The following is a 20,648-nucleotide window of genomic DNA, read 5'->3' as shown; positions in this document are numbered from 1 at the left end:
CTAGCAACGGCCCGTCGGCGGCGCCTAGGCCGGGCCGCGCCCGGGAATGCAGAATCCTGATTTCCGCCACCGCCTACTGCAGACCGAGGAAATCCAGCGCATCTCCCGCCGGGATGAACAGGTTGAGTCCCTGCATCGCCTCGTCGCGCCCCAAGCCGAGGACTGTCAGGCCCAGCACCTCGCCCTCCTTGTTCACCAAGGGCCCGCCGCTGTTGCCGGGATTCACCGCCACATCGCTCTGAATGAAGTTGTAGCCCTCGAAGATGCGGTTGCTGGTCGAGACGATGCCACGCGTCACCGTGCCCTGCAGCTTCTCGTCAAACGGCGCCCCGATCGCATAGACCTCCAGGCCCAGGGCCGGCGCCTCGCGATGGAGGGTCAGCGACAGGCGGCCCCGGCTGTCGGTCTTGATCAGGGCAACGTCGCGGCCCTTGTCCTCGCGCAGCACCTCTCCCACCGACTCCAGCCCGTCGCTCCAACGGATCTTCACGTATTTGGAGCCGGTCGTGACATGCTGGTTAGTCAGCACGTAGCCGTCGGGGGAGATCAGGAACCCGCTGCCGTGGCCATTGCCCGCCATCACCGTCACCACCGAACCGACGACGTCGGTGAGAGCCGCCGGCTTCGCGGTGGGCTTGGCGAAGACAATCGGCGGACGATCGACCTTGGCCACGGCTTGGCCGACAGTCGGCGTGTTTGCGGGCGAGCCGATGGCGATCGCGCGGAACGCCGGCGCGTTGATCAGCTCCTTCACGTTCTCGCCAAAGGCCCCGCGCCACACCTGCATATGCCCGCCCGTCACCGGCGACTTCAGGTATACGCCCCCGGTCGTGGTCACCTTGGCCACCACTTCGCGTTTCAGCCGCGAATAGATTTGCCATTCCACCGTCATCTGGGCCGAGCCCTTGACCCGCTGGTCCGTGGCGACAACCCCCACCCACGGCATGCAGATATCCATCTTGATGTCGGTGATCAGGCCGCCGATGGCGTACTCGGCGCTGCCTCCGCTGTCGGCTTCGAACAGATTGTTGTTGTCGCCGGCCACCTTGAAGCCGGCCCCGCTCATCTGAGCACGGAACTCGGCGTCGATATCCCTATCGAGTTCGTTGGCGTCGCCGTCCCAAGACAAAGCCGACCTCGTATAGCAAAGCAGGCCGACGGCCATGCTGCCCCAACTCCGCCCGCCCGGAATGCGCGTCACGAGCTTGGCGAACTGGAACGGCTTGGCCACCTCGCCCGCCCCTATGGGCTTCACTATCAACGGGGGCAGATCCGCAGCCTGTGCGACGCTCCTCGTCGCCAACGCCAAGACAATCGAAGTCACGACCAAGACAGTACGCATGACATTCACCCCCACCCAAGGTTGAGCGAACAATGTGTGAACTCGCGGTGGAGATCAAGAGCCAAGCTTTGCCGCCGCGCCCGAAAAATCGCCGGGACTTCCCGCCGAGCGGGAACGCTTGGGCCGTTCCCACATTGCCCTCTTTAAAGCCGAGTTGCGTCGGCGCGGACGAGGAGGGCTCAGTGACCGACTCCAATCGTGGCTCCGGCGACGGGACGGCCAAGCTGACCCTCGTCTCCGACCTCACCCCGCTCTACGACCTCGGCCGCAAGCCCGAGACCACCGCCGAGCGGGTGCGTCGCCTCCAGGCAGAAGCTCAACTTCTGGCCCGCGAGCAGGTCGAGGCCCTGAACCTTCAACTGGAGGCCGCGATCGCCGTCGCCGCTGACATCGTCCGTGGCGGCGAAGCTTATCCGGTGGGTATTCGTGAGCAGGCCGACCGCCTCGTTCACGACCTTGAGGCCCGCGTCCAAGGCTTCCGCGTGATCATGAGCCGCGCGCCCGAACCCAAGCTCTAGCGATCCACGGCCAGCCGGGTGCCCGACGCGGGCTCACGTCAGTTCCGGTCGCACACCTCGGGACGACCGTGAACATCAGCGGAACATTGCCCTTGCCAATTCCGGAACAAACCGGATACGAATTGTCCTGTTCGACACGGGTCGGACGGAGCCGCGGCGGGCGGCGGAATCGTGGGATAAGGGCAAATCCAATGAATCAGGCGGCATTGAAGCTCGTGGGCAAAGAAGACGCAGACAAGTCGCGGGCGCTGGAAGCGGCGCTCGCTCAGATCGACCGGGCCTTCGGCAAAGGTTCCGTCATGCGGCTGGGCGAGAAGACCCACATGGAGGTGGAGGCGGTCTCCACCGGCTCCCTCGGCCTCGACATCGCTCTCGGCATCGGGGGGCTGCCCAAGGGCCGCGTCATCGAAATCTTCGGTCCCGAAAGCTCGGGCAAGACCACCCTGGCGCTGCACGTCGTCGCCGAGGTGCAAAAGGCGGGCGGCGCCGCGGCCTTCGTCGACGCCGAACACGCGCTCGATCCGGCCTACGCCAAGAAGCTCGGCGTCAATCTCGACGATCTGCTGGTCGCCCAGCCCGACACTGGCGAGCAGGCTCTGGAGATCACCGACACCCTGGTCCGGTCCGGCGCCATCGACGTCATCGTCATCGACTCGGTCGCGGCCCTGACGCCGAAGGCTGAAATCGAAGGCGAGATGGGCGACAGCCTGCCCGGACTGCAAGCCCGCCTGATGAGTCAGGCCCTGCGTAAGCTCACCGGTTCGATCGGCAAGACCCAGACCCTGGTCATCTTCATCAACCAGATCCGCCACAAGATCGGCGTCATGTACGGCAGCCCGGAAACGACCACGGGCGGCAACGCCCTGAAGTTCTACGCCTCGGTTCGTCTCGATATCCGCCGCACCGGTTCGGTGAAGATTCGCGATGAGATCATGGGCAACAACGTCCGCGTGAAGGTGGTGAAGAACAAGATCGCTCCGCCGTTCCGCGAGGTCGAGTTCGACATCATGTACGGCGAAGGCATCTCCAAGCTCGGCGAGATCATCGACCTGGGCGTCAAGGCTGGCGTGGTCGAGAAGTCGGGCTCCTGGTTCTCCTTCGATAACCAGCGCATCGGCCAGGGCCGCGACAACGTGCGCGAATTCCTCAAGAAGAACCCGGATATCGCCGCTCAGATCGAGAAGGCCGTGCGTGGCAACACCGCGGTCATCGAGGAAGAGCTTCTGGTCGGCCCGACCGAGGGCGAAGAGGAATAGTTCGAGCTGCGCTCGCGGACAGCCCGGTCGGCCCTGCCGGCCGGCGGCTCCCGCCCGTGCCGCCGCGCCACCCCAACAGCGCCGGCTCCTACCCGCGAGCCTGAGGACGCCCGGCCCCGCCGGGCGTCCTTTTCCTTTGAGCCGACTGCCCGCCTTGGCTACAGAACCCTTCGAAACCATCTAGCGTCTCGCGCGCCGCTTTCCGCGCGCCTTACGGATTCCCGATGCCGAGCCTCAACGACATCCGCAGCGCCTATCTCGATTTCTTCGCGGCCGCCGACCACAAGGTCACGCCCTCCGCTCCCCTGGTGCCGCAGTCGGACCCGACCCTGCTGTTCGTCAACGCGGGCATGGTGCCGTTCAAGAACGTCTTCACCGGGGCCGAGACCCCGGCCAGTCCGCGCGCGGCCTCGTCGCAGAAGTGCGTCCGCGCCGGCGGCAAACACAACGATCTCGACAATGTCGGCTACACCGCGCGTCACCACACCTTCTTCGAGATGCTCGGCAACTTCTCGTTCGGCGACTATTTCAAGGACCGCGCGATCGAGCTGGCCTGGACGCTGCTGACCAAGGAGTTCGCCCTCCCCAAGGACAAGCTGCTCGTCACCGTCTACCACACCGACGACGAGGCGGCCTCGCTGTGGAAGAAGATCGCCGGCTTGCCCGACGAGAAGATCATCCGCATCCCCACCTCCGACAACTTCTGGTCGATGGGCGACACCGGCCCCTGCGGCCCCTGCTCCGAAATTTTCTACGACCACGGCCCCAGCATCTGGGGCGGCCCGCCCGGCAGCGAGAGTGAGGACGGCGACCGGTTTATCGAGATCTGGAACCTGGTCTTCATGCAGTTCAACCAGCAGCAGGACGGTTCGCGCGAACCTCTGCCCAAGCCGTCGATCGACACCGGCATGGGGCTGGAGCGGGTCAGCGCCGTGCTGCAGGGCGTACATGACAACTACGACACCGATCTCTTCAAGGCCCTGATCGCCGCCAGCGTCGAGGCCACCGGTGTCGCGGCCGAGGGCGAGGCGGCACCCAGCCATCGCGTCATCGCCGACCATCTGCGTTCGTCGTCGTTCCTGCTGGCCGATGGGGTTTCCCCGTCCAACGAAGGGCGCGGCTACGTCCTGCGCCGCATCATGCGCCGCGCCATGCGTCACGCCTATCTGCTCGGCGCGCAGGAGCCCCTGATGCACCGTCTGGCCCCGGCCCTGGTCGAGCAGATGGGCGTCGCCTATCCCGAGCTCGTCCGCGCCCAGCCGATGATCGTCGAGACCCTGCGCCAGGAGGAGGAGCGCTTCCGCACCACCCTCGGTCGCGGCCTCGGCCTGCTCGACGAAGCCACCGCCGGCCTGGCCGAAGGCGGCGTCCTCTCCGGCGACGTGGCTTTCAAGCTCTATGACACCTACGGCTTCCCGCTCGACCTCACCCAGGACGCCGTGCGCGGCAAGGGCCTGACCGTCGACACCGAGGCCTACGACGCGGCCATGGATCGCCAGCGCCAGATGGCCCGCGCCAACTGGGCCGGCTCCGGCCAGGCCGGCCAGGCCGCCGAATGGTTCGGCCTGCGCGACCGGTTCGGCGCCACCGAATTCCTCGGCTACGAAACCACCGAGGCCAACGCCGTCGTGAAGGCGATCATCAAGGACGGCGCCGAGGTCGAGTCCGCCGGCGCCGGCGAGCGCGTGCGCCTGCTGCTCGACCGCACCCCCTTCTACGCCGAGAGCGGCGGCCAGGCCGGCGACGTCGGTGAAATCCAGTCGCCGGGCGGCGTCTCCAGGGTGCTCGACACCGTCAAGGAAGCCGGCGACCTCTTCGTGCATGACGTGGAAGTTTCGGGCTCCCTGAAGGTCGGCGATGCGGTCACCGCCTCCGTCGATCCGCAAAATCGCCTGACCACCCGCTCGAACCACTCGGCGGCCCACCTGGTGCACGCCGCCCTCGCCCACGTCCTCGGCCCGCACGTGGCGCAGAAGGGTCAGTTGGTTGATGGCGATCGTATGCGCTTCGACTTCAGCCACGGCGGCCCGCTCACGCCGGCCCAGCTCGACGCCATCGAGGCCGAGGTCAACGCCGTGATCCGTCAGAACGTCCCGGCCGAGACCAAGCTGATGGCTCCCCAGGAAGCCATCGAAGCCGGAGCCATCGCCCTGTTCGGCGAGAAGTACGGTGACGAGGTGCGCGTGCTCACCCTTGGCAAGTCGCTCACCGACGAGACCAAGGCCTATTCGGTCGAACTCTGCGGCGGCACCCACGTCGCTCGCACCGGCGACATCGCCTTGTTCAAGATCGTCGCGGAGACCGGCATCGCCGCCGGCGTGCGCCGTATCGAAGCCCTCACCGGCGAAGCCGCCCGCCGCTACCTGCTTGATCAGGCCGCGGTGTCCAAGACCCTCGCCGAGCAGTTCAAAGTCCCGGTCGCCGACGTCGCCGCTCGTGTCGAGGCGCTGGAAGCCCAGCGCCGCAAGCTCGAAAAGGACCTCGCCGAGGCCAAGCGTCAGCTCGCGACCGGTGGCGGTGGCGCGGTTGAGATCGAAACCGTCGGCGGCCTGCCCTTCATCGGCCGCGTCCTCGACGGCGTCGGCGGCAAGGACCTGCGTCCCATCGCCGAGACCTTCAAGAAGCAGGCGCCCGACGGCGTCGTCGCCCTGGTCGGCGTCGCCGACGGCAAGGCGGCGGTCACCGTCGCGGTCAGCGGCGGGGCGCAAGGCAAGGCCAGCGCGGTCGATCTCGCCCGCGCGGCGGTCACCGCCATGGGCGGTCAGGGCGCCGGCGGCAAGCCGGACTTCGCCCAGGGCGGCGCCCCGGACGGCTCCAAGGCGGCCGAAGGCCTCTCGGCCATCAAGGCCGCCCTCGGCTAGACCCTCGGCCTGAACGCCAGCACCGAGGCGCCCTCCACGCCGCGCCTCGGGCAATCCTGCGCCAGCGGGCAGACGTGGCAACGCGGCTCCGCATGGCTGCAGGCCTGCTGCCCGAGGATCTTCATCAGCCAGTGCAGCTCCAGCAGGTCGTCCGCTGTCCAGGCGTTGGGCATCGCATCAAGCAGCACCGCGTGAGCCTTGATGCTGTCGCAGCCCCAACCGACCAGACCAAGGCGTCGGGCGACCCGATGCACATGGGTGTCGACGACGAACGTCCGCATGTTCAGTCGGCTGAAGTTCAGTACGCTGGCCGCCACCTTCGGCCCCACACCGGTCAGGCCGCGCAGCCAGGTCGAGGCGGCCTCGACGCTGTGCTCGGCCAGGAAGTCCAGGCACAGCTCCCCGCGATCTCGCCGAATCTGCCAGAGCGCCAGAGGGATCTCCCGCGCCTTCTTTTCCGAATAGGTCACGCCGTCGATCAACGGCTCGACGGCGCCCGCCACGGCGAGCTCCGTCCAATCGGGGAACGTCGACGCCAGGCGCATGAACGCCGACCAGGAAACCGCATCCTGCGTGCGGCCGCCCAGGATCGAGCGGACGAGTTGAGAGACCGGATCGAGCCGATCTGGACCGCTCGCTTGAACGCCGAAGGTCGCGCGCAAACGCTTACGCACGACGACGATGCGGTCTTCGCCACAATCGAGATCGAGCGACATCTGCATGTCGCCACGATAGAACAAATAGCGAACTTGCGGAAGCGCCCCTAGGCTTCGTCGCCCCCATCCTTGGGCAATCGAATGGGCCGAATGCTGAAGGCCGCCACCTCGTCCTTCCGCTCCTGGCGGGTCATTTCATGCAGCGGTGGCGCGGGCGGATCGCCCTGGCGCACCATCAGGTGGGCATGGGTGCAATAGGTGTCCCACTCCCGGCGAAAGTCGTCCGCTTGCGAAACGCCGTCGATCAGCACTCGCCCGCCGCCCTGGCCGACGAAGCGTTTGAAACCGACATAGGCGCCCGCGCTGTTGCGCGGATTGAACGAGCCACAGATGCGCCCGCCATTGGCCCAGACCGCTCCCCAGACCACCGTCCATGGATCGACCATGCTGTTGTTGAGCGAAGTCATCACCTGATTGCCGGCCACGCGCACCAGCTCAGCCAGGAAAGCGTCCTCCTGAGCCTTGCCCATGCCGCAACTCGCCGTCAGCGTCGCCGCAGCAAGGCTTGCCCAGACCGTCCAGCGCATTCCACCCCCGCCTTGTTTCCGGCGTCGGAACGTTCACCGCCAACCGGCGGCGGCGCAATGCTTTTTCTCGGCGAGCTCCCTAGAGGATCAGATCGCGCAGCTCTTCCTGGCTTTCGCGGATGCCGCTCGGAAAGCTCTCGTCGATCTCGCAGCGCGCCCAGCCCTCTTCGAAACGGCCTTCGCGGATGCCTTCCAGCATCGCATTCACGCGCTTGAGCTTCCGCACCTTCTTCTTGTTGCGCTCCTGGTGCGCATAACCCGTGAACTTGCGTACGAGAGTCTTGGCGTCGCCCATGGAGGTGAAGTGCCAGCCGGCGCGCGGTATGAAGTTCCAGGCTTTGGCCGGCCGGCTGAGGGTGAAGCGGATGTAGCTCGACCCGAACTTGGCCAACTGGTCGGCGGTACAGATCACCCCCGTATGCCCATCGTTCTTCGGATTGCCTGGCTGGGCCTCGTAATTGAAGAAGTAGCGGTAGGTTTTCATCTTCAGGGCGATCAGCCCGACCTCGAACTCAGCCACCGCCTCCCGGCGCACGATCTCGTCGCTGTCGGTCAGCAGCACGATATCGTCCGGCGCCCAGAAGCCATCCCCCAGCGCCTCGATCGCCATGTCCCTTTGCCAGCAGTCACGCGCCCAGGCGCTGTCCACATGGTCGGGAAAGGCTTCCAGCTTCACATGGCGAATCTTGTCGCCCCACTCGGCGAACTCGGCCTTGCGTTCGTCGAAGCCGCAAGCCTTGGGGCCGCCCATGAAGGTCTGCGCCGCCTCGACGATCACGAACAGGTCCACCCAGTCCGCCATCTCGCGCAGGCGGGTGTCCAGCATGGTCATTTCGTTGTTGAACGGGACCAGATTGATCACCCGCCGCCGTTCGCCGCTCTTCACCCGAGACGGCGCAAACTTCACCGGCCGGCGATTCAACACGTCTTCGCCGCAGAAGCGGGCCAGGGCCGAACGGATGTCATGGTCCCGGTCGAAGCGCGACGACAAGGCCCCAAGTTCGCGGATCGCCTGCGCGCGGTCTCCTGCCGCTTCCGCCGCCAGGGCGCTTAGATAGGCGAGATTGCGGCCCTCGGCGGGCGCGTTCCGCCGCGAGGCGATCGCGCGCGCCGCTTCCGGCGCGTCCGCCCCCAAGGCGCGTTCGATCTGAACAGCCGCCAGGTCTTCGCCGTCGGGCGCTACGGCTTCGAGCAGAGCGGTCAACCCCACCGCCGCTTCAGGCGCGACCTGCATCGCCGCCCGCGCCACCGCGCCTATCGCGGCTGCACTCTCGGGGTCCGCGGCCGGACCTGTCTCCGCCATCCGGCGCGCCATGGCCGCCGCCAAGGGGCGGGCGCCGAGGGCCAAGGCCTCCCCAACAAACTCCGCCGCTTCAGTCCAGGTCGACGCGCCTTCCAGCGCGGTAAGCCGCTCTAGCCGCGGCGCCATACGCCGGGGCTCCTTGGCGCCGCTCAGCGCCGCCGCCTTGGCGTTCGCGGCCCGCGCCTCCGCCAGCCGGCCAGCGCCCAGCAGCGCCTCGCCCCGGCGGTACCAATAGACTGTGGTGCTTTCGAGTTCGGGCATCGGCTCGGCGAACAGCGCCAGGGCGCCCTCGTAGTCTTCCAGCGCGACAAGCGCCTCAGCGAGGCGAAACAGGTCCTTGTTGTCCGCCCTCCCCTGTTCCTGCCGCACGCGATAATTCGCCGCCACCGCCGGGAGATAGCGCCACTCCCAGGCCGTCGCCCCCTGACGCTCGAAGCGCGGGTAGTCCTCGGCGAACATGGCCGCGTCGCGGATCAGAAGGCGCTGGTAGGTCTCACGATAAAGGGCGGCGATGTCGTCGCGGTAGTCGTACATTCGGAACGCGGTCTCCAGACCCGCGAGAGATAACAGCCGCCGCCGGGAGGGAAAACCCCGCCACGAGCCCGCTCGGTCGGATCAAGTCTTGCTTAATGTGACGACGTTATACGAAGGGTTCGCATCGCCGGAGCCGCCTCCTTGTCCCTCGATCCGCGCCGCCTGCTCGGGCTGGCCTTCGCCGCCGCGGACCTTCTGATGGAGATCGATCCGGCCGGCGACGTGACCATGGCCGTGGGCGCCGCCAAGGCCATGTTCGACGCGGAGGCCTCGGCGCTCGCCCGCCGCAACTGCGCCGGCCTGTTTCATCCCATCGATCAGGCCATGATCGCCAGTCTGGTCTCCGGCCTGGCGGAAGGCGAACGCCGCGGCCCGATCGTGGTGCGCCTGAATGGCGAGTCGGCCCGCGCCGCTTCCGCTCGCGCCTTCCGCTTTCCCGGCGCCGCCAACGTCTCCCTCGCCCTGATACCGGCGCCTCCGCCGCCGCGGGACGTGGATGACGATGGTCTGCACACGCCCGCCAGTTTCGAGGCCGCCGCTCGCGGCCTCATCGAGGCGGCCCGCGTCACCGGCGCCGAACTCGAACTCGCCATGGTCGAGATCGGCGGCATCGCCACCGCCCGCGCCGGCCTCACCCCGGATGACGCCGCCGCCCTCGACGCCAAGGTCGCCAGTGAATTGCGCCTGCAGTCCTTTGACGGCGTCGGCGCCGCCCGGATCGGCGACGAACGCTACGCCCTGGTCCGTACCCGCGGCCTGGATCCGAAGGACATGGCCAAGCGCCTCGCCACCGCCTTCGCCGTCCAGACCACGGCCGATCTGCGGGTCCAAGCCCATGCCGTCGCCCTGGACGCCAATGGCGACATCGGCCGCGCCCTGCGGGCCATGCGCAACGCCCTGCAGGATTTCGCCGACGAAGGCCTCAGCGAGGTCGCTCCCGCGTCGCTGGCCGAAGCCATGAATCGCTCCGTGCGCCGCACCCTGGCCCGCGCCGGCGAACTCGGGGTCGCGATCAGCCAGCGCCGCTTCCAACTGGCCTTCCAACCGGTCGTCGATCTCAAGAGCGCCAAGGCTCACCACCACGAGGTCCTCGTCCGCTTCGACGCCGGCGAGAGCCCCTTCGCCCTGATCCAGATGGCCGAGCAGTTCGACCTCATCGAGGAACTCGACCACGCCATCGTCGATCAAACCGTGCGCCGCTTGAAAGAGACCAACCAGAAAGACCTGCGCCTGGCGGTCAATATCTCGGGCCGCACCATCACCAGCGAGGCCTTCGTCCACCACGTCACCGATCTCGTGGAGGCTTCGCCCGAAGTGCGCGGCCGCCTGATCTTCGAAGTCACCGAAAGCTCGGCCATCGACGATCTGCAGCGCGCCAACCGGCACATCCAGGTCCTGCGCAATCAGGTCGGCTCGCTCGTCTGCCTTGACGACTTCGGCGCCGGCGCCGCCTCCCTGGCCTATCTCCAGCAGCTGACGCTCGACATCGTGAAGATCGACGGCCGCTATGTGCGCGATCTCGCCGCCGGCGGCCGCGACGCCGCCATGGTCCGCCACATCGTCCAGCTCTGCGCCGATCTCAAGGTCCGCACGGTCGCCGAAATGGTCGAGACGATCGATATCGAAGAGATCGTCCGGCAGGTCGGCGTCGACTTCGCCCAAGGCTACCTCTACGGCCGCCCGACGGAAAAACCCGAGGCGCCGTCGACGCGTAAGGCGCCTGTCGTCGCCCGCCGCTCGGGCGTGACCGAAAGCTGGGGCTGACCGTCGCGGACGCCCTCACCGTGCAGACGAAGACGTCCTAGGCGGCCTGCAGCTGCTGTTTCACGCGCTCGGCCAGCACCTTGATGTCGAGCGGCTTGGGCAGGAACGTCACGCCTGTCTCGCCTTCCAGCAGATCGCTGAATTCGGCCTCGGCGTAGCCGGAGATGAACATCACCGGCGCCGCGCCGAGGTAGCCCCGCGCCTTGCGCAGTAGGGTCGGCCCATCGATGCCCGGCATGATCACGTCGCTGATCAGCAGGTCGATCCGCCCGGCGTTCTCTTCAGCCAGGGCCAGGGCCTCCTCGCCGTCGGCAGCCTCGATCACCTCGTAGCCGCGGGCGCGCAGCAGGCGAGCGGCGACGCCGCGCACGGCGTCCTCGTCCTCCACGAACAGGATGCGGCCGGCTCCCGAGAGGTCGCGCGCGGCGACCCGCGGCTTGGCGGCCGGCGTCGGGGCGGGCGCTGTCGCCGGGGCGGTGTGGATCGGCAGGAAGATGCGGAAGGCCGCGCCCTGGCCAGGGGGCGACTCCACGTGGATCCAGCCGTCCGACTGCTTCACGATGCCGTAGACGGTGGCCAATCCGAGCCCCGTGCCCTCGCCCACCGGCTTGGTGGTGAAGAATGGGTCGAAGATCTTGTTGATCACGTCCGGCGGGATGCCCGGTCCGTCATCCGACACCTCGATCAGCGCCTGGTCCGCCGTCGCGCCGGTATAGCCCAGCGCCTGGGCCTCGGCCTGGGTCAGCCGCGCCGTCCGGATCCGCACCTCGCCGCCCTTGCCGGCCGAACGCATGGCGTCCCGCGCGTTCACGGCCAGGTTCATCACCGCCATCTCGAGCTGGCTCTTATCGGCCCGCACCTTCGGCAGGTCGCGGCCATAGAGGGTCGAGACCTTCACGTCCTCGCGCAGCAGCCTGCGCAGCAGCACCTCGAACTCGCTGATCAGCTCGCCCAGATCGAGCACCTCGCGCTGCACGGTCTGCTTGCGGGAGAAGGCCAGCAGCTTGCGCACCAGATCGGCCGCCCGTACGCCAGTCTGACGGATTTCGGCCAGGCCTTCGTAGGACGGGTCACCCACCGGATGGCGTTGCAGCAACTCGTCCAGGCGCAACTGGATGGCGGTCAGCAGATTGTTGAAGTCGTGGGCCACGCCGCCGGCCAACTGGCCGATGGCCTGCATCTTTTGACTTTGGGCCAGCTGCAGCTCGATCTGCTTCTGCTGCGAGACGTCGATCAGATAAGCGACCAGCGTCGGCCCGGTCCGCGTCAGATAAAGATGAGCGATCCGGCCGGGCTCATGCGCCAGCCGCACCTCGAAGGGCCCCGCCCGCCCTTCCGCCAGACCAAGGCCCGCGTCGATACGGCTGGTCGGGTCGATCAGATCGCCGAAGGCCGCGCCCTCGACCGAACGATCGCCGGTCATTTCGCAGAGCGAGGTGTTGGCCTCGAGGATGCGGGCGGAAAACACCTCGCCCCCGTCAAGCAGGGCCGCGCCGAACGGCGAGGCCGCGGCGAAGGCGTCGAGCGCCGCCGGCCCCTCCGGAGCGACCACCGCCGGCGCAGCGGCGGTTTCCAGCAGCAGCGGTTCACGCGGCGCGTCCAGGCGCACCAGCACTTGCCCGGCGCTTAACGGCGCGAGGCTCGCCTGATGTTCGACTCCGCCCAGCTTCACTGCGGCGCGGCTGTGCTCGCCTTTGCAAGCCTTGCTCAGGGCGGCGAACAATTCGGGCCCCGCGGCCGCGCCCTTCGGCAGGCGTTTGGCGCCGCGCGCGACTTCACGCCACGCGGCGTTGGAGGCGATCAGCCGTCCATCCATCGCGGCGACGGCGGCGGGATCGGCCAGGGCGTCGACGAAGCCGTCGATGTTGGCGTCGCCGGGCGACTGCGTTTGGGTGCGAAAGGCTATGAAACCGAGGAAGGTGACGCCCGAGAGGCCGAACAGCAGCAGCAGCCCCGCCAGCGTGGCCGGGCCGGCGCGCATCGCCGGGGCGGCGGCGAAGGCGACCGTCAGCAGGAAAAAGGCGCCGGCGGCGATCACCAATGGATCGAACCGGTGCGGCGGCTTGGCTGACTGCGCGCTCATGGTCTCGCGGCGAACCTCGATCTGCGAATCAGACATTCAGGATACTCGATTGAAGGCGCTAGCGGAGCGCACGCGCCGGCGATGGTTTGGCGCGGTTGAGAACGAAGCCGATGACCTTGGCCACGGCCTGGAAGTGGGCTTCCGGAATCTGCTGGTCGATCTCGACGGCGGCGTAGAGCGCGCGCGCCAGCGGCGGGTTCTCCACCACCGCGACGCCGTTGTCCTCGGCGACCGAGCGGATTTTCAGGGCGAGGCTGTCGAGCCCCTTGCCGACGCAGATCGGCGCGGCCGTCTCGCCCGGCACATACTTCAGCGCCACGGCGTAGTGGGTCGGGTTCATCACCACCACCGTCGCCTCGGCCACAGCGTGCATCATCCGCCGCCGCGCCCGCTCGCTGCGAATCTGCCGCTGGCGCGCCTTCACGTGGGGGTCGCCCTCGGCCTGGCGATGCTCTTCCTTCACCTCCTCCTTCGACATCTTCATCTTCTCGTGGAAGCGCTGACGCTGCCAGAGCCAGTCGGCGGCGGCGGTTACCGCCAGGAAGGTGAGCACGGCGAAGAACAGCGCCTTGGCCAGGATCAGGGCCAGGGGCAGAATGGCGGTGACGTCGAGAGCAGCGAGGCCGGCCATCTCGGCGGCGTGAGGCTTCAGAGCGAACCATGCGACCGCGCCCGTCGCGCCGACCTTCACCAGCGACTTCAGGAAGGTCGCCAGCCCGTCGACGTTGAACATCTTCTTGAAGTTCTCGAGCGGGTTCAGCTTCGCGAGATCGGGCTTCATCTTCTCCGTCGTGAAGATCAGTCCCGTCTGCAGCAGCGTGCCGGCCGCGCCGCAGAGCCCCGCGGCCAGCAGCACGGTCAGCACGATCGGCGCCGCCGAATCCATCGCCTGGCGCAGCACCGCCTGCGCACCGCCGCCCTCGAGCGACATGGAGTCGGGGTGCGCCAGGAATGGGGTCAGCCCCGCCACCAGATTGCGGCTGAAATATCCGCCGAGCGTCAGGATCACGCCGAACACCACCGCCAGCGAGGCGAGCTGAGGCAGTTCCTGCGTCTTGGCGACGTCGCCCTTGGCGCGTGCGTCGGCTAGCCGCTTGCTTGTCGGCTCTTCTGTTTTTGTCGCGGCGTCGTTCTCGGCCATGACGTCAGTTGAACAGGATCAGAAGGTCGCGGAACCGATCGGCCCAGACCATGCCGATGGTCCCCAGGCTGAGAGCGAACAGCGACAGGCCGAGCAGGATGCTCAGGGGCGCGGAAACGAAGAAAATCTGGAACTGAGGCATCACTCGGCCGATCAGGCCGACGGCGATGTTGAACACCAGCGAGAAGACGATCACCGGCGCCGATAACTGTATCCCCAGCGAGAAGGCGCTGGCCACGGTCTGCACCGCCAGGGCGGCCCCGTCCTGGATCGGAACGGCGCGTGTGAAGGGAAACAGCGTGTAGGAATGGGCGATCGCACCGATGAACAGGTGGTGCAGGTCCGTCACCATCACCAGCACCACGCCCAGCATCGCCAGGAAGCTCGAAAGCGCCGCGCTCGGCTGGGCCTGGGCCGGGTTGGCCGTCTGGGCGAAGCCGAGGCTGGTCTGGATCGACATCACCTCGCCGGCGGTCGACAGCGAGGCGGTGAACACCCGCAGGATGCCGCCGATCATCAGGCCGATAATCAGTTCGTGCAGCACCCGCGCCGTCAGCATGCCTAACGTCGCGGGCGGCGCGCCGAGATTCGGGGCCACCACCGGCGTCAAAACCAGCGCGAAGAGCAGCGCCAGCGACAGGCGGATGCGCGGCGGGATGGCTGTGTCGCCGATGCCCGGCATCAGCATGAGCATCGCCCCGACCCGGGCGAAGACCAGGCCGCCGGCGTAGACCTGGGCCACTGTGGCGTAGGATTCCAAGGGCGGCCGGGCCCTACATGCCCGCGATGCGGGCGGCGATCTGGCGCATGAAGGCGCTCATCAGCGCCCCCATCAGCGGCAGGAAGATCAGCAGGCTGATGAAGATCGCCACGATCTTGGGGGCGTAGACCAAGGTCGCCTCCTGGATCTGGGTCAACGCCTGCATCAGGCCGATGGCGACGCCGACCACCAGGCCGACGATCAGCACCGGCGCACTCAGCTGCAGGGTCAGCCAGATGGCGTCGCGCCCGACATCGAGCACCTCGGCTCCGCTCATGTGGACGACCTCACGCGATCACTGGAGTATGACTCGCAGGATCGCCCGGACATGGTTAACGCGCCGATAACCATGTCCGGCTCGGGCGCGCGACGCGAACGCCTCCCGCGCCTACTTCAAGCCGATTTCGTTCGCCAGCATCGCCGCCGCCGCGGCCGGCGTCTTCTTCTCGCCGTCGGTGCGGTCGACCGCGTAATTGGCCTTGCGCATCGCTTCCACGCTCACCGCCCCGAGCAGGGGCCGAAGGGTCGAGAGCAGACGTGCGTCATGCGCCTTCTTCGGCGAGACCAGGATTACGGCGTCATAGGGCGGCAGGGCGTTCTTCGGGTCGCCCAGGGTGACGAGGTCGTTGGCGGCGATCCGCCCGTCGCTGGAGAAGGCGGTGATCACGTCCGCCGCGCCGTCGTCGAGAGCGCGATACATGAAGGTCGGCTGGAACTGGCGCTGGCCCTCGAAGGTGAAGGCGTAGGTCTGCCGCAGCGCCTCCCACTCCGGCCGCTGCAGGAACTCGAGGTCCGCGCCCAGAATCAGCGACGGCGCCACCAGCGTCAGGTCGGTCAGGTTCTTGATGCCAAGCCGCGCCGCCTCACGCCGCTTCATCGCCAGGGCATAGGCGTTCTCGAAGCCGAGGGCGCCCAGCACCACCACGTCGTCGCGTTTGCGCAGTTCCTCGGTCAGGGTCTTGAGCACCGCCTCGCGCCCAGGATTGTCGGTGCGCCCCAGCACGCTGGTCCAAAGCGTGCCGGTGTAGTCGACGTAGACGTCCACCTCGCCGGCGGCGAGCGCCCGATAGGCGACGGCCGAGCCGAGATCCTCGCGCCGGGCCACCTTGCCGCCCTTCGCCTCCAGCCTCCCGGCCATCAGCTCGGCCAGCACATACTGCTCGGAAAAGTTCTTGGCCCCAACGGTGTAGGTCCCGCCGCCCAGAGTCATCACCAGCGGCAGGATCGCCAGCAGCACGGCCGCTAGGAGGCCGCCCGCGCCGATCTGGATTCGCCGCGCGCTGCGCCTGGAGAGGCCACGCTCGATCAGTCCCAGCAACTGGTCGGCCGCCAGCGCCAACAGGGCCGAGGCCGCGCAGCCCACCAGCACGAAGACCCAGTTCTCCGTTTGCAGCCCGGAGAAAATGAAATTGCCGAGCGAGGTCTGGCCGACCGGCGTCGACAGGGTCGCCGCCCCGATGGTCCACACGGCGGCGGTCCGCACGCCGGCCATGATCACAGGAGCCGCGAGGGGCAATTCCACCATCGTCAGGCGTTCACGGTCGGTCATCCCGACGCCGCGCGCCGCCTCGATCACCGCCGGGTCGATCCCGGTCAGGCCGGTGATCGCCGTCCGCAGGATCGGCAGCATCGAATAGAGCGTCAGAGCCAGCAGCGCCGGCAGGAAGCCAAGCGCCGAAAAGCCATGACCAAACACCCTGCTGCTCAGGGCCGAGACCGCCAGCAGCACCGGGAAAAACAGCGCCAGCATCGCGATCGAAGGGATCGTCTGGGCCGCGCCCGCGAACGCCAGGGCCGGCCAGCGCAGGCGGGGACGGCGATAGGCCAGCACCGCCAGCGGCAGGCTGATCGCCAGCCCGAGGGCCAAGGCGGCGGCGCTGAGCAGCACGTGCCAGGCCAGGTATTGCGGCAGCAGCCCGAGGGCCACGCCGAGGGCGTCAGGCATCATCCCCGCCCTCCGTGTCCGGGGCATCTTCCTCGCGGGCGGCGGCGCGTTCCTCCAAGACAGTGTCCGCTTCGGTCCCCGTCTCGCCTTCGACCAACAGGCGCGCCACGCGCCCGGCCTGGCGCCGCGGCGTTTCGAACAGCGCCTTCACCCGCTTGTCTGCGTGCCCAGCCAGCAGCGCCGCCGGGGTGTCGTCGGCGATGATGCGGCCCTCGTCCATCACCACGATGCGATCGGCCAGCAGCGCAGCCTCCATCACGTCGTGAGTGACCATCACCGTCGTCAGCCGCAGCCTGTCGTGCAGCTTGCGGAAATCGTTGGCCAAGCCGTCGCGGGTCACGGGATCGAGCGCGCCGAACGGCTCGTCCATCAGCATCACCGGCGGCTTGGCCGCCAGGGCCCGCGCCACACCCACGCGCTGCTGCTGGCCGCCCGAGAGCGCCTCAGGCATCCGGCCGGCGAATTCTCGCGGCAATCCCACGAGGTCCAGCAGCTCTTCGACACGGTCGGCCAGGGCCTCGGGCGGCGCCCCGCCGAGGCGCGGCGTGATGGCGATATTCTCGCCCACCGTCATGTGGGGAAACAGGCCCACGCCCTGGAACACATAGCCGATCGAGCGGCGCAGAAAGCTCGGCTCGATGGTGGCGACTTCTCGCCCGCCCACCTTCACCGAGCCGCTGTCCGGCGCGATCAGCGCATTGATGGTCTTCAGCAAGGTGGTCTTGCCGGCGCCCGAGCCTCCGACGAGGGCGACGAACCGCCGCCGCGGGATGCTCAGCGACACACCGTTCAGCGCCGCGGCCTCACCGTAGGTCTTGGAGACGCGGTTCAGCTCGATGGCGGCGGATTTCGAAGACGGCGCCGGCGCGGCGGGCGCGGCAAGCGATTCATCGGACGGAGGCACATCCTCGGTTTAGGCCCGTCGGGACGCCGCCGTAAACAGCCGTCAGATCGGCATCCGCATGATTTCCTGGTAAGCGCTGATCACCTGATCGCGCACGGCCATCACCGTCTCCAGGCTCGATTCCGCCGACGAGATGGCGGTGACCACGTCGATCATGTCCGCCTTGCCGGCCACGCCTTGAGCGATCTTGCTCTCCGCGGCCTTGGTGGCGTGAACCGTGTCGTTCATCACGCCCGACAACACGTCGCCGAACGACAGGCCGCCGGACTTATCCCCGCCGCCGATGCCCCCGATGCTCGAGCTCTGGTTGGCGGCGTAGGCCTTCGCGGCCGCCAAGGCGGTGATCATCGCTCAGTCTCCCTAGCGCTTCAGGATGTCGAGCGTGCGCGCCTGCATGGCGCGCGACGTCTCGATCACATTGAGGTTGGCTTCGTAGGCGCGTTGCGCCTCACGCATGTCCATCGCCTCGACCAGGGGATCGACGTTGGGCAGCTTCACGTACCCTTGGGCGTCGGCCCCCGGGTGGCCGGGGCTGTACTCGACCTTGAACGGCGCCTGGTCGGGCTCGACGCGCGCCAGTTGGACCCCCTCGCCGCCAACGACCTTCTGCGGGGCGAACACCGGCACTTGGCGGCGGTAGGGATCGCCCCCGTCGACCCGGGCGACGGAGTCGGAGTTGGCCATGTTTTCGGCGATCACCCGCATGCGCGCTTGCTGCGCCTTCAGGGCGCTGGCCGCGATGTTCATGGTCGCGCCCGGGGCGCTCTGGATTCTCGGCATGTCCTAACCCCTTACTTGCCCGGCGCCCTGGCCGCCGTCCGCAGCAGGCCCAGCGAGCGCTGGTAGAAGGTGATGGCCGCGTCGTAGTCCATCCGCGCCTCGGTCATCTTGACCATCTGCTCCTCGAGCACGACCGCATTGCCGTCGAGCGTGGTCTCGCTGTCGTTCTGCCCGTTCAGAACCTTGGTTCCGTGCGCGCTCGTCCGGTGGGAAACCATCGGCATGTGTTGCGCCTGGGTCTGGGTCATACCGGCCACCGCGGTGGTGGCGACACCGTTGGCCATGATCGACGGCCCGCCCGGCTGCTGATCCATCGCCGCCTGAAAGCCGAACGCCTTCAGGTCGCGCGGCGCAAATCCGGGCGTCGAGGCGTTGGCGATGTTCTCAGACAGCACCTTCTCGCGATCGCCCAGATAGCCCAGGCGGCCCTTCAACATGGCGAACAGCGGAATGGCGTCGAGGTTCATGAGATTTCGCGCGAGGTTCGCCATCATGGTGAATGAACAGGGTTAATCGCGCTTTAACCCTACGGGCGCAGAGGGTGGGCGTCCGCAGCCTAGGCCCGCGTTTCCGATGGACATTCTTGAATTCATCCGCGCCGTGGCCGCCCTGGCCGTGACGTTGGGCCTGATCGGCCTGGCGGCCGTCGCCATGCGCAAGTACGGCCCCGAATGGATGCAGCGCCTGCAGTCGGCGACCGACCGGCGGGAACGCCGCCTCACCCTCGTCGAAAGCCTGCCGCTCGATCCGACCCGCCGTCTGGTGCTGGTCAGCCTCGACGGTAAGGAGCGCCTGATCCTGCTGGGCGAAGGCCATCTGCTGGGCGACGTCGCCCCGCCCTCGAAACCTCGCCCAAAAACCAACATGGGCAAGGCGGAGACCGTCTCGTGAAGCGCCCCAAACTGCCCAAGCTGGTCAACTGGCATCGCGACGACATGCGCCGCGCCGGCTGGCTGGCCCTGATCACCACCCTCGCCTCGATGAGCTGGCCGGCTCTGGCCGCCGCCCAGGCGCTCAACATCGATCTCGGCACCGGCGCCGGCCTCACCGAACGCGTCGTTCAGTTGGTCGGCCTGCTCACCGTCCTGTCGCTGGCGCCGTCGATCGTCATCATGACCACCTCCTTCGTGCGGATCGTGGTCGTCCTTTCCCTGCTGCGCACCGCCATCGGCCTGCAGCAGAGCCCGCCCAATGTGGTAATCACCAGCCTGGCGCTGTTTCTCACCGCCATCGTCATGGGTCCGACCTTCCAGCAATCCTACGACAACGGCGTCAAACCCCTGTTGGACCGCCAGATGGAGCTGCCCCAGGCCTTCGAGGCCGCCGGCGAACCGGTGAAGACCTTCATGCTGAGCCAGGTCGATCCGGACGACCTCGCCCTCTTCGTCCGCCTGTCGAAGATCGAGCGCCCGGCCAACGCCCAGGCCACGCCCCTGCGCGTCGTCACCCCCGCCTTCATGATCTCGGAGCTGAAGCGCGCCTTCGAGATCGGCTTCCTGCTGTTCGTGCCCTTCCTCGTCATCGACCTCGTGGTCGCCAGCGTGCTGATGAGCATGGGCATGATGATGCTGCCGCCCGTGGTGGTCTCATTGCCGTTCAAGCTGATCTTCTTCGTCCTCGTCGACGGCTGGCGCCTCGTCTGCGGCAGCCTTGTCGAAAGCTTCCAGCGCGGCGCCGGCGGCTGAAACACGTCTTGTTCTCAGACGTCGGGCGACATACCTCGCGCCCATGAACTCCATCGACGACACCCTTTCGGCCTTGGCCGAGGACTTCGACCTCCTGGGCGGCTGGGAGGAACAGCTCGAATACGTCCTCGATCTCGGCAAGGCCCTGCCCCCGCTCGCCGAGGCCGACAAGACCGAGGCCCATCGCGTTCAGGGCTGCGCCAGCCGGGTCTGGTTGGTCACCGATCCGCAAGCCGACGGCACGGTCGAGTTCCGCGCTGATAGCGACGGCCATATCAGCCGCGGCAATGTCGCCCTGTTGCTCAAGCTCTATTCCGGGCATACCCCGGCCGAAATTCTCGCTTTCGACGCCAAGGCCGGCCTCGAACGCCTCGGCCTGCCGGCGGCCCTGACGCCCCAGCGCTCCAACGGCTTGTTCTCCATGGTCGGCCGCATCCGCCGCGACGCCGCCGCCCTCGCCTGACGACCGCGCCTCGCCACTGAAACGCGGTTTCGCGCGTTTAACTCTGGAAGCGGCGCCATCGCCGCG

General features: G+C 67.7%; 20 protein-coding genes. 7 read left to right on the top strand and 13 right to left on the bottom strand.

Annotation, left to right across the window (positions count from 1 at the left end):
- Positions 1-73: 73 nt before the first annotated feature.
- Positions 74-1,324, bottom strand: a complete 1,251-nt coding sequence (locus ACFLIT_RS05340; RefSeq protein ID WP_479910360.1) for a S1C family serine protease — start codon at positions 1,322-1,324, stop codon at positions 74-76.
- A gap of 200 nt (positions 1,325-1,524) precedes the next feature.
- On the opposite strand from ACFLIT_RS05340, the gene ACFLIT_RS05335 reads away from it, so the two are divergent.
- From ACFLIT_RS05335 to alaS, 3 genes are all read left to right on the top strand, one after another.
- On the top strand, positions 1,525-1,860 hold the full coding sequence (locus ACFLIT_RS05335; protein ID WP_479910164.1) for a hypothetical protein: 336 nt from the start codon (positions 1,525-1,527) through the stop codon (positions 1,858-1,860).
- Positions 1,861-2,051: 191 nt separating this feature from the next.
- A complete protein-coding gene (recA, locus tag ACFLIT_RS05330) occupies positions 2,052-3,116 on the top strand; it encodes a recombinase RecA (protein WP_479910163.1) in 1,065 nt (354 codons plus the stop codon).
- Between the two features lie 224 nt (positions 3,117-3,340).
- Complete coding sequence (alaS, locus tag ACFLIT_RS05325; RefSeq protein WP_479910162.1) at positions 3,341-5,977, top strand: alanine--tRNA ligase; 2,637 nt, start codon at positions 3,341-3,343, stop codon at positions 5,975-5,977.
- Here alaS and ACFLIT_RS05320 read toward each other — a convergent pair.
- The 3 genes from ACFLIT_RS05320 to ACFLIT_RS05310 form a co-directional block, all read right to left on the bottom strand.
- Positions 5,974-6,693: an endonuclease III domain-containing protein gene (locus tag ACFLIT_RS05320; RefSeq protein WP_479910161.1), complete on the bottom strand. Its 720-nt coding sequence runs from the start codon at positions 6,691-6,693 to the stop codon at positions 5,974-5,976. The genes alaS and ACFLIT_RS05320 overlap by 4 nt on opposite strands.
- 47 nt (positions 6,694-6,740) lie before the next feature.
- A complete protein-coding gene (locus tag ACFLIT_RS05315) occupies positions 6,741-7,220 on the bottom strand; it encodes a hypothetical protein (RefSeq protein ID WP_479910160.1) in 480 nt (159 codons plus the stop codon).
- Positions 7,221-7,299: 79 nt separating this feature from the next.
- Positions 7,300-9,057 (bottom strand): glycosyltransferase family 17 protein, encoded by a 1,758-nt coding sequence (locus ACFLIT_RS05310; RefSeq protein WP_479910159.1) that lies wholly within the window; start codon positions 9,055-9,057, stop codon positions 7,300-7,302.
- 141 nt (positions 9,058-9,198) lie between these two features.
- On the opposite strand from ACFLIT_RS05310, the gene ACFLIT_RS05305 reads away from it, so the two are divergent.
- Positions 9,199-10,821: an EAL domain-containing protein gene (locus ACFLIT_RS05305; protein ID WP_479910158.1), complete on the top strand. Its 1,623-nt coding sequence runs from the start codon at positions 9,199-9,201 to the stop codon at positions 10,819-10,821.
- Positions 10,822-10,858: 37 nt separating this feature from the next.
- Here ACFLIT_RS05305 and cckA read toward each other — a convergent pair whose 3' ends face one another.
- The 9 genes from cckA to ACFLIT_RS05260 all read right to left on the bottom strand — a co-directional run bounded on the left by cckA (position 10,859) and on the right by ACFLIT_RS05260 (position 18,901).
- Positions 10,859-12,940, bottom strand: a complete 2,082-nt coding sequence (gene cckA / locus ACFLIT_RS05300) for a cell cycle histidine kinase CckA (RefSeq protein ID WP_479910157.1) — start codon at positions 12,938-12,940, stop codon at positions 10,859-10,861.
- A gap of 22 nt (positions 12,941-12,962) precedes the next feature.
- Positions 12,963-14,045 (bottom strand): flagellar biosynthesis protein FlhB, encoded by a 1,083-nt coding sequence (gene flhB / locus ACFLIT_RS05295; protein WP_479910156.1) that lies wholly within the window; start codon positions 14,043-14,045, stop codon positions 12,963-12,965.
- A 4-nt stretch (positions 14,046-14,049) separates the two neighbouring features.
- Positions 14,050-14,805 (bottom strand): flagellar biosynthetic protein FliR, encoded by a 756-nt coding sequence (gene fliR / locus ACFLIT_RS05290; protein WP_479910155.1) that lies wholly within the window; start codon positions 14,803-14,805, stop codon positions 14,050-14,052.
- A gap of 13 nt (positions 14,806-14,818) precedes the next feature.
- A complete protein-coding gene (gene fliQ, locus ACFLIT_RS05285; RefSeq protein ID WP_479910154.1) occupies positions 14,819-15,082 on the bottom strand; it encodes a flagellar biosynthesis protein FliQ in 264 nt (87 codons plus the stop codon).
- A 111-nt stretch (positions 15,083-15,193) separates the two neighbouring features.
- Positions 15,194-16,750, bottom strand: a complete 1,557-nt coding sequence (locus ACFLIT_RS05280) for an ABC transporter permease/substrate-binding protein (protein ID WP_479910153.1) — start codon at positions 16,748-16,750, stop codon at positions 15,194-15,196.
- A complete protein-coding gene (locus ACFLIT_RS05275; protein WP_479910152.1) occupies positions 16,743-17,654 on the bottom strand; it encodes an ATP-binding cassette domain-containing protein in 912 nt (303 codons plus the stop codon). Before ACFLIT_RS05275 ends, ACFLIT_RS05280 begins: the two co-directional genes overlap by 8 nt.
- 42 nt (positions 17,655-17,696) lie before the next feature.
- Positions 17,697-18,002, bottom strand: a complete 306-nt coding sequence (gene fliE / locus ACFLIT_RS05270) for a flagellar hook-basal body complex protein FliE (protein WP_479910151.1) — start codon at positions 18,000-18,002, stop codon at positions 17,697-17,699.
- Positions 18,003-18,014: 12 nt separating this feature from the next.
- Entirely contained in the window at positions 18,015-18,434 is a 420-nt protein-coding gene (gene flgC / locus ACFLIT_RS05265) for a flagellar basal body rod protein FlgC (protein WP_479910150.1), read from the bottom strand.
- A gap of 11 nt (positions 18,435-18,445) precedes the next feature.
- Positions 18,446-18,901, bottom strand: coding sequence for a flagellar basal body rod protein FlgB (locus ACFLIT_RS05260; protein WP_479910149.1), 456 nt, complete (start codon positions 18,899-18,901; stop codon positions 18,446-18,448).
- A 106-nt stretch (positions 18,902-19,007) separates the two neighbouring features.
- Here ACFLIT_RS05260 and ACFLIT_RS05255 point away from each other — a divergent pair, with 106 nt between their 5' ends.
- Genes ACFLIT_RS05255 through ACFLIT_RS05245 form a run of 3 tightly spaced genes read left to right on the top strand, consistent with a single transcriptional unit; the run spans position 19,008 to position 20,582 of the window.
- Positions 19,008-19,325 carry a flagellar biosynthetic protein FliO gene (locus tag ACFLIT_RS05255; RefSeq protein WP_479910148.1) on the top strand — a complete coding sequence of 106 codons (318 nt, stop codon included), beginning with the start codon at positions 19,008-19,010 and terminating at the stop codon, positions 19,323-19,325.
- Positions 19,326-19,369: 44 nt separating this feature from the next.
- Positions 19,370-20,119 carry a flagellar type III secretion system pore protein FliP gene (gene fliP / locus ACFLIT_RS05250; protein WP_479910359.1) on the top strand — a complete coding sequence of 250 codons (750 nt, stop codon included), beginning with the start codon at positions 19,370-19,372 and terminating at the stop codon, positions 20,117-20,119.
- A 43-nt stretch (positions 20,120-20,162) separates the two neighbouring features.
- Positions 20,163-20,582 carry a SufE family protein gene (locus tag ACFLIT_RS05245; protein ID WP_479910147.1) on the top strand — a complete coding sequence of 140 codons (420 nt, stop codon included), beginning with the start codon at positions 20,163-20,165 and terminating at the stop codon, positions 20,580-20,582.
- The last annotated feature ends 66 nt before the right edge of the window (positions 20,583-20,648 follow it).

Source organism: Caulobacter sp. HJHS_5, assembly GCF_056683955.1.
This window is presented reverse-complemented; position numbering and strand designations above follow the sequence as displayed.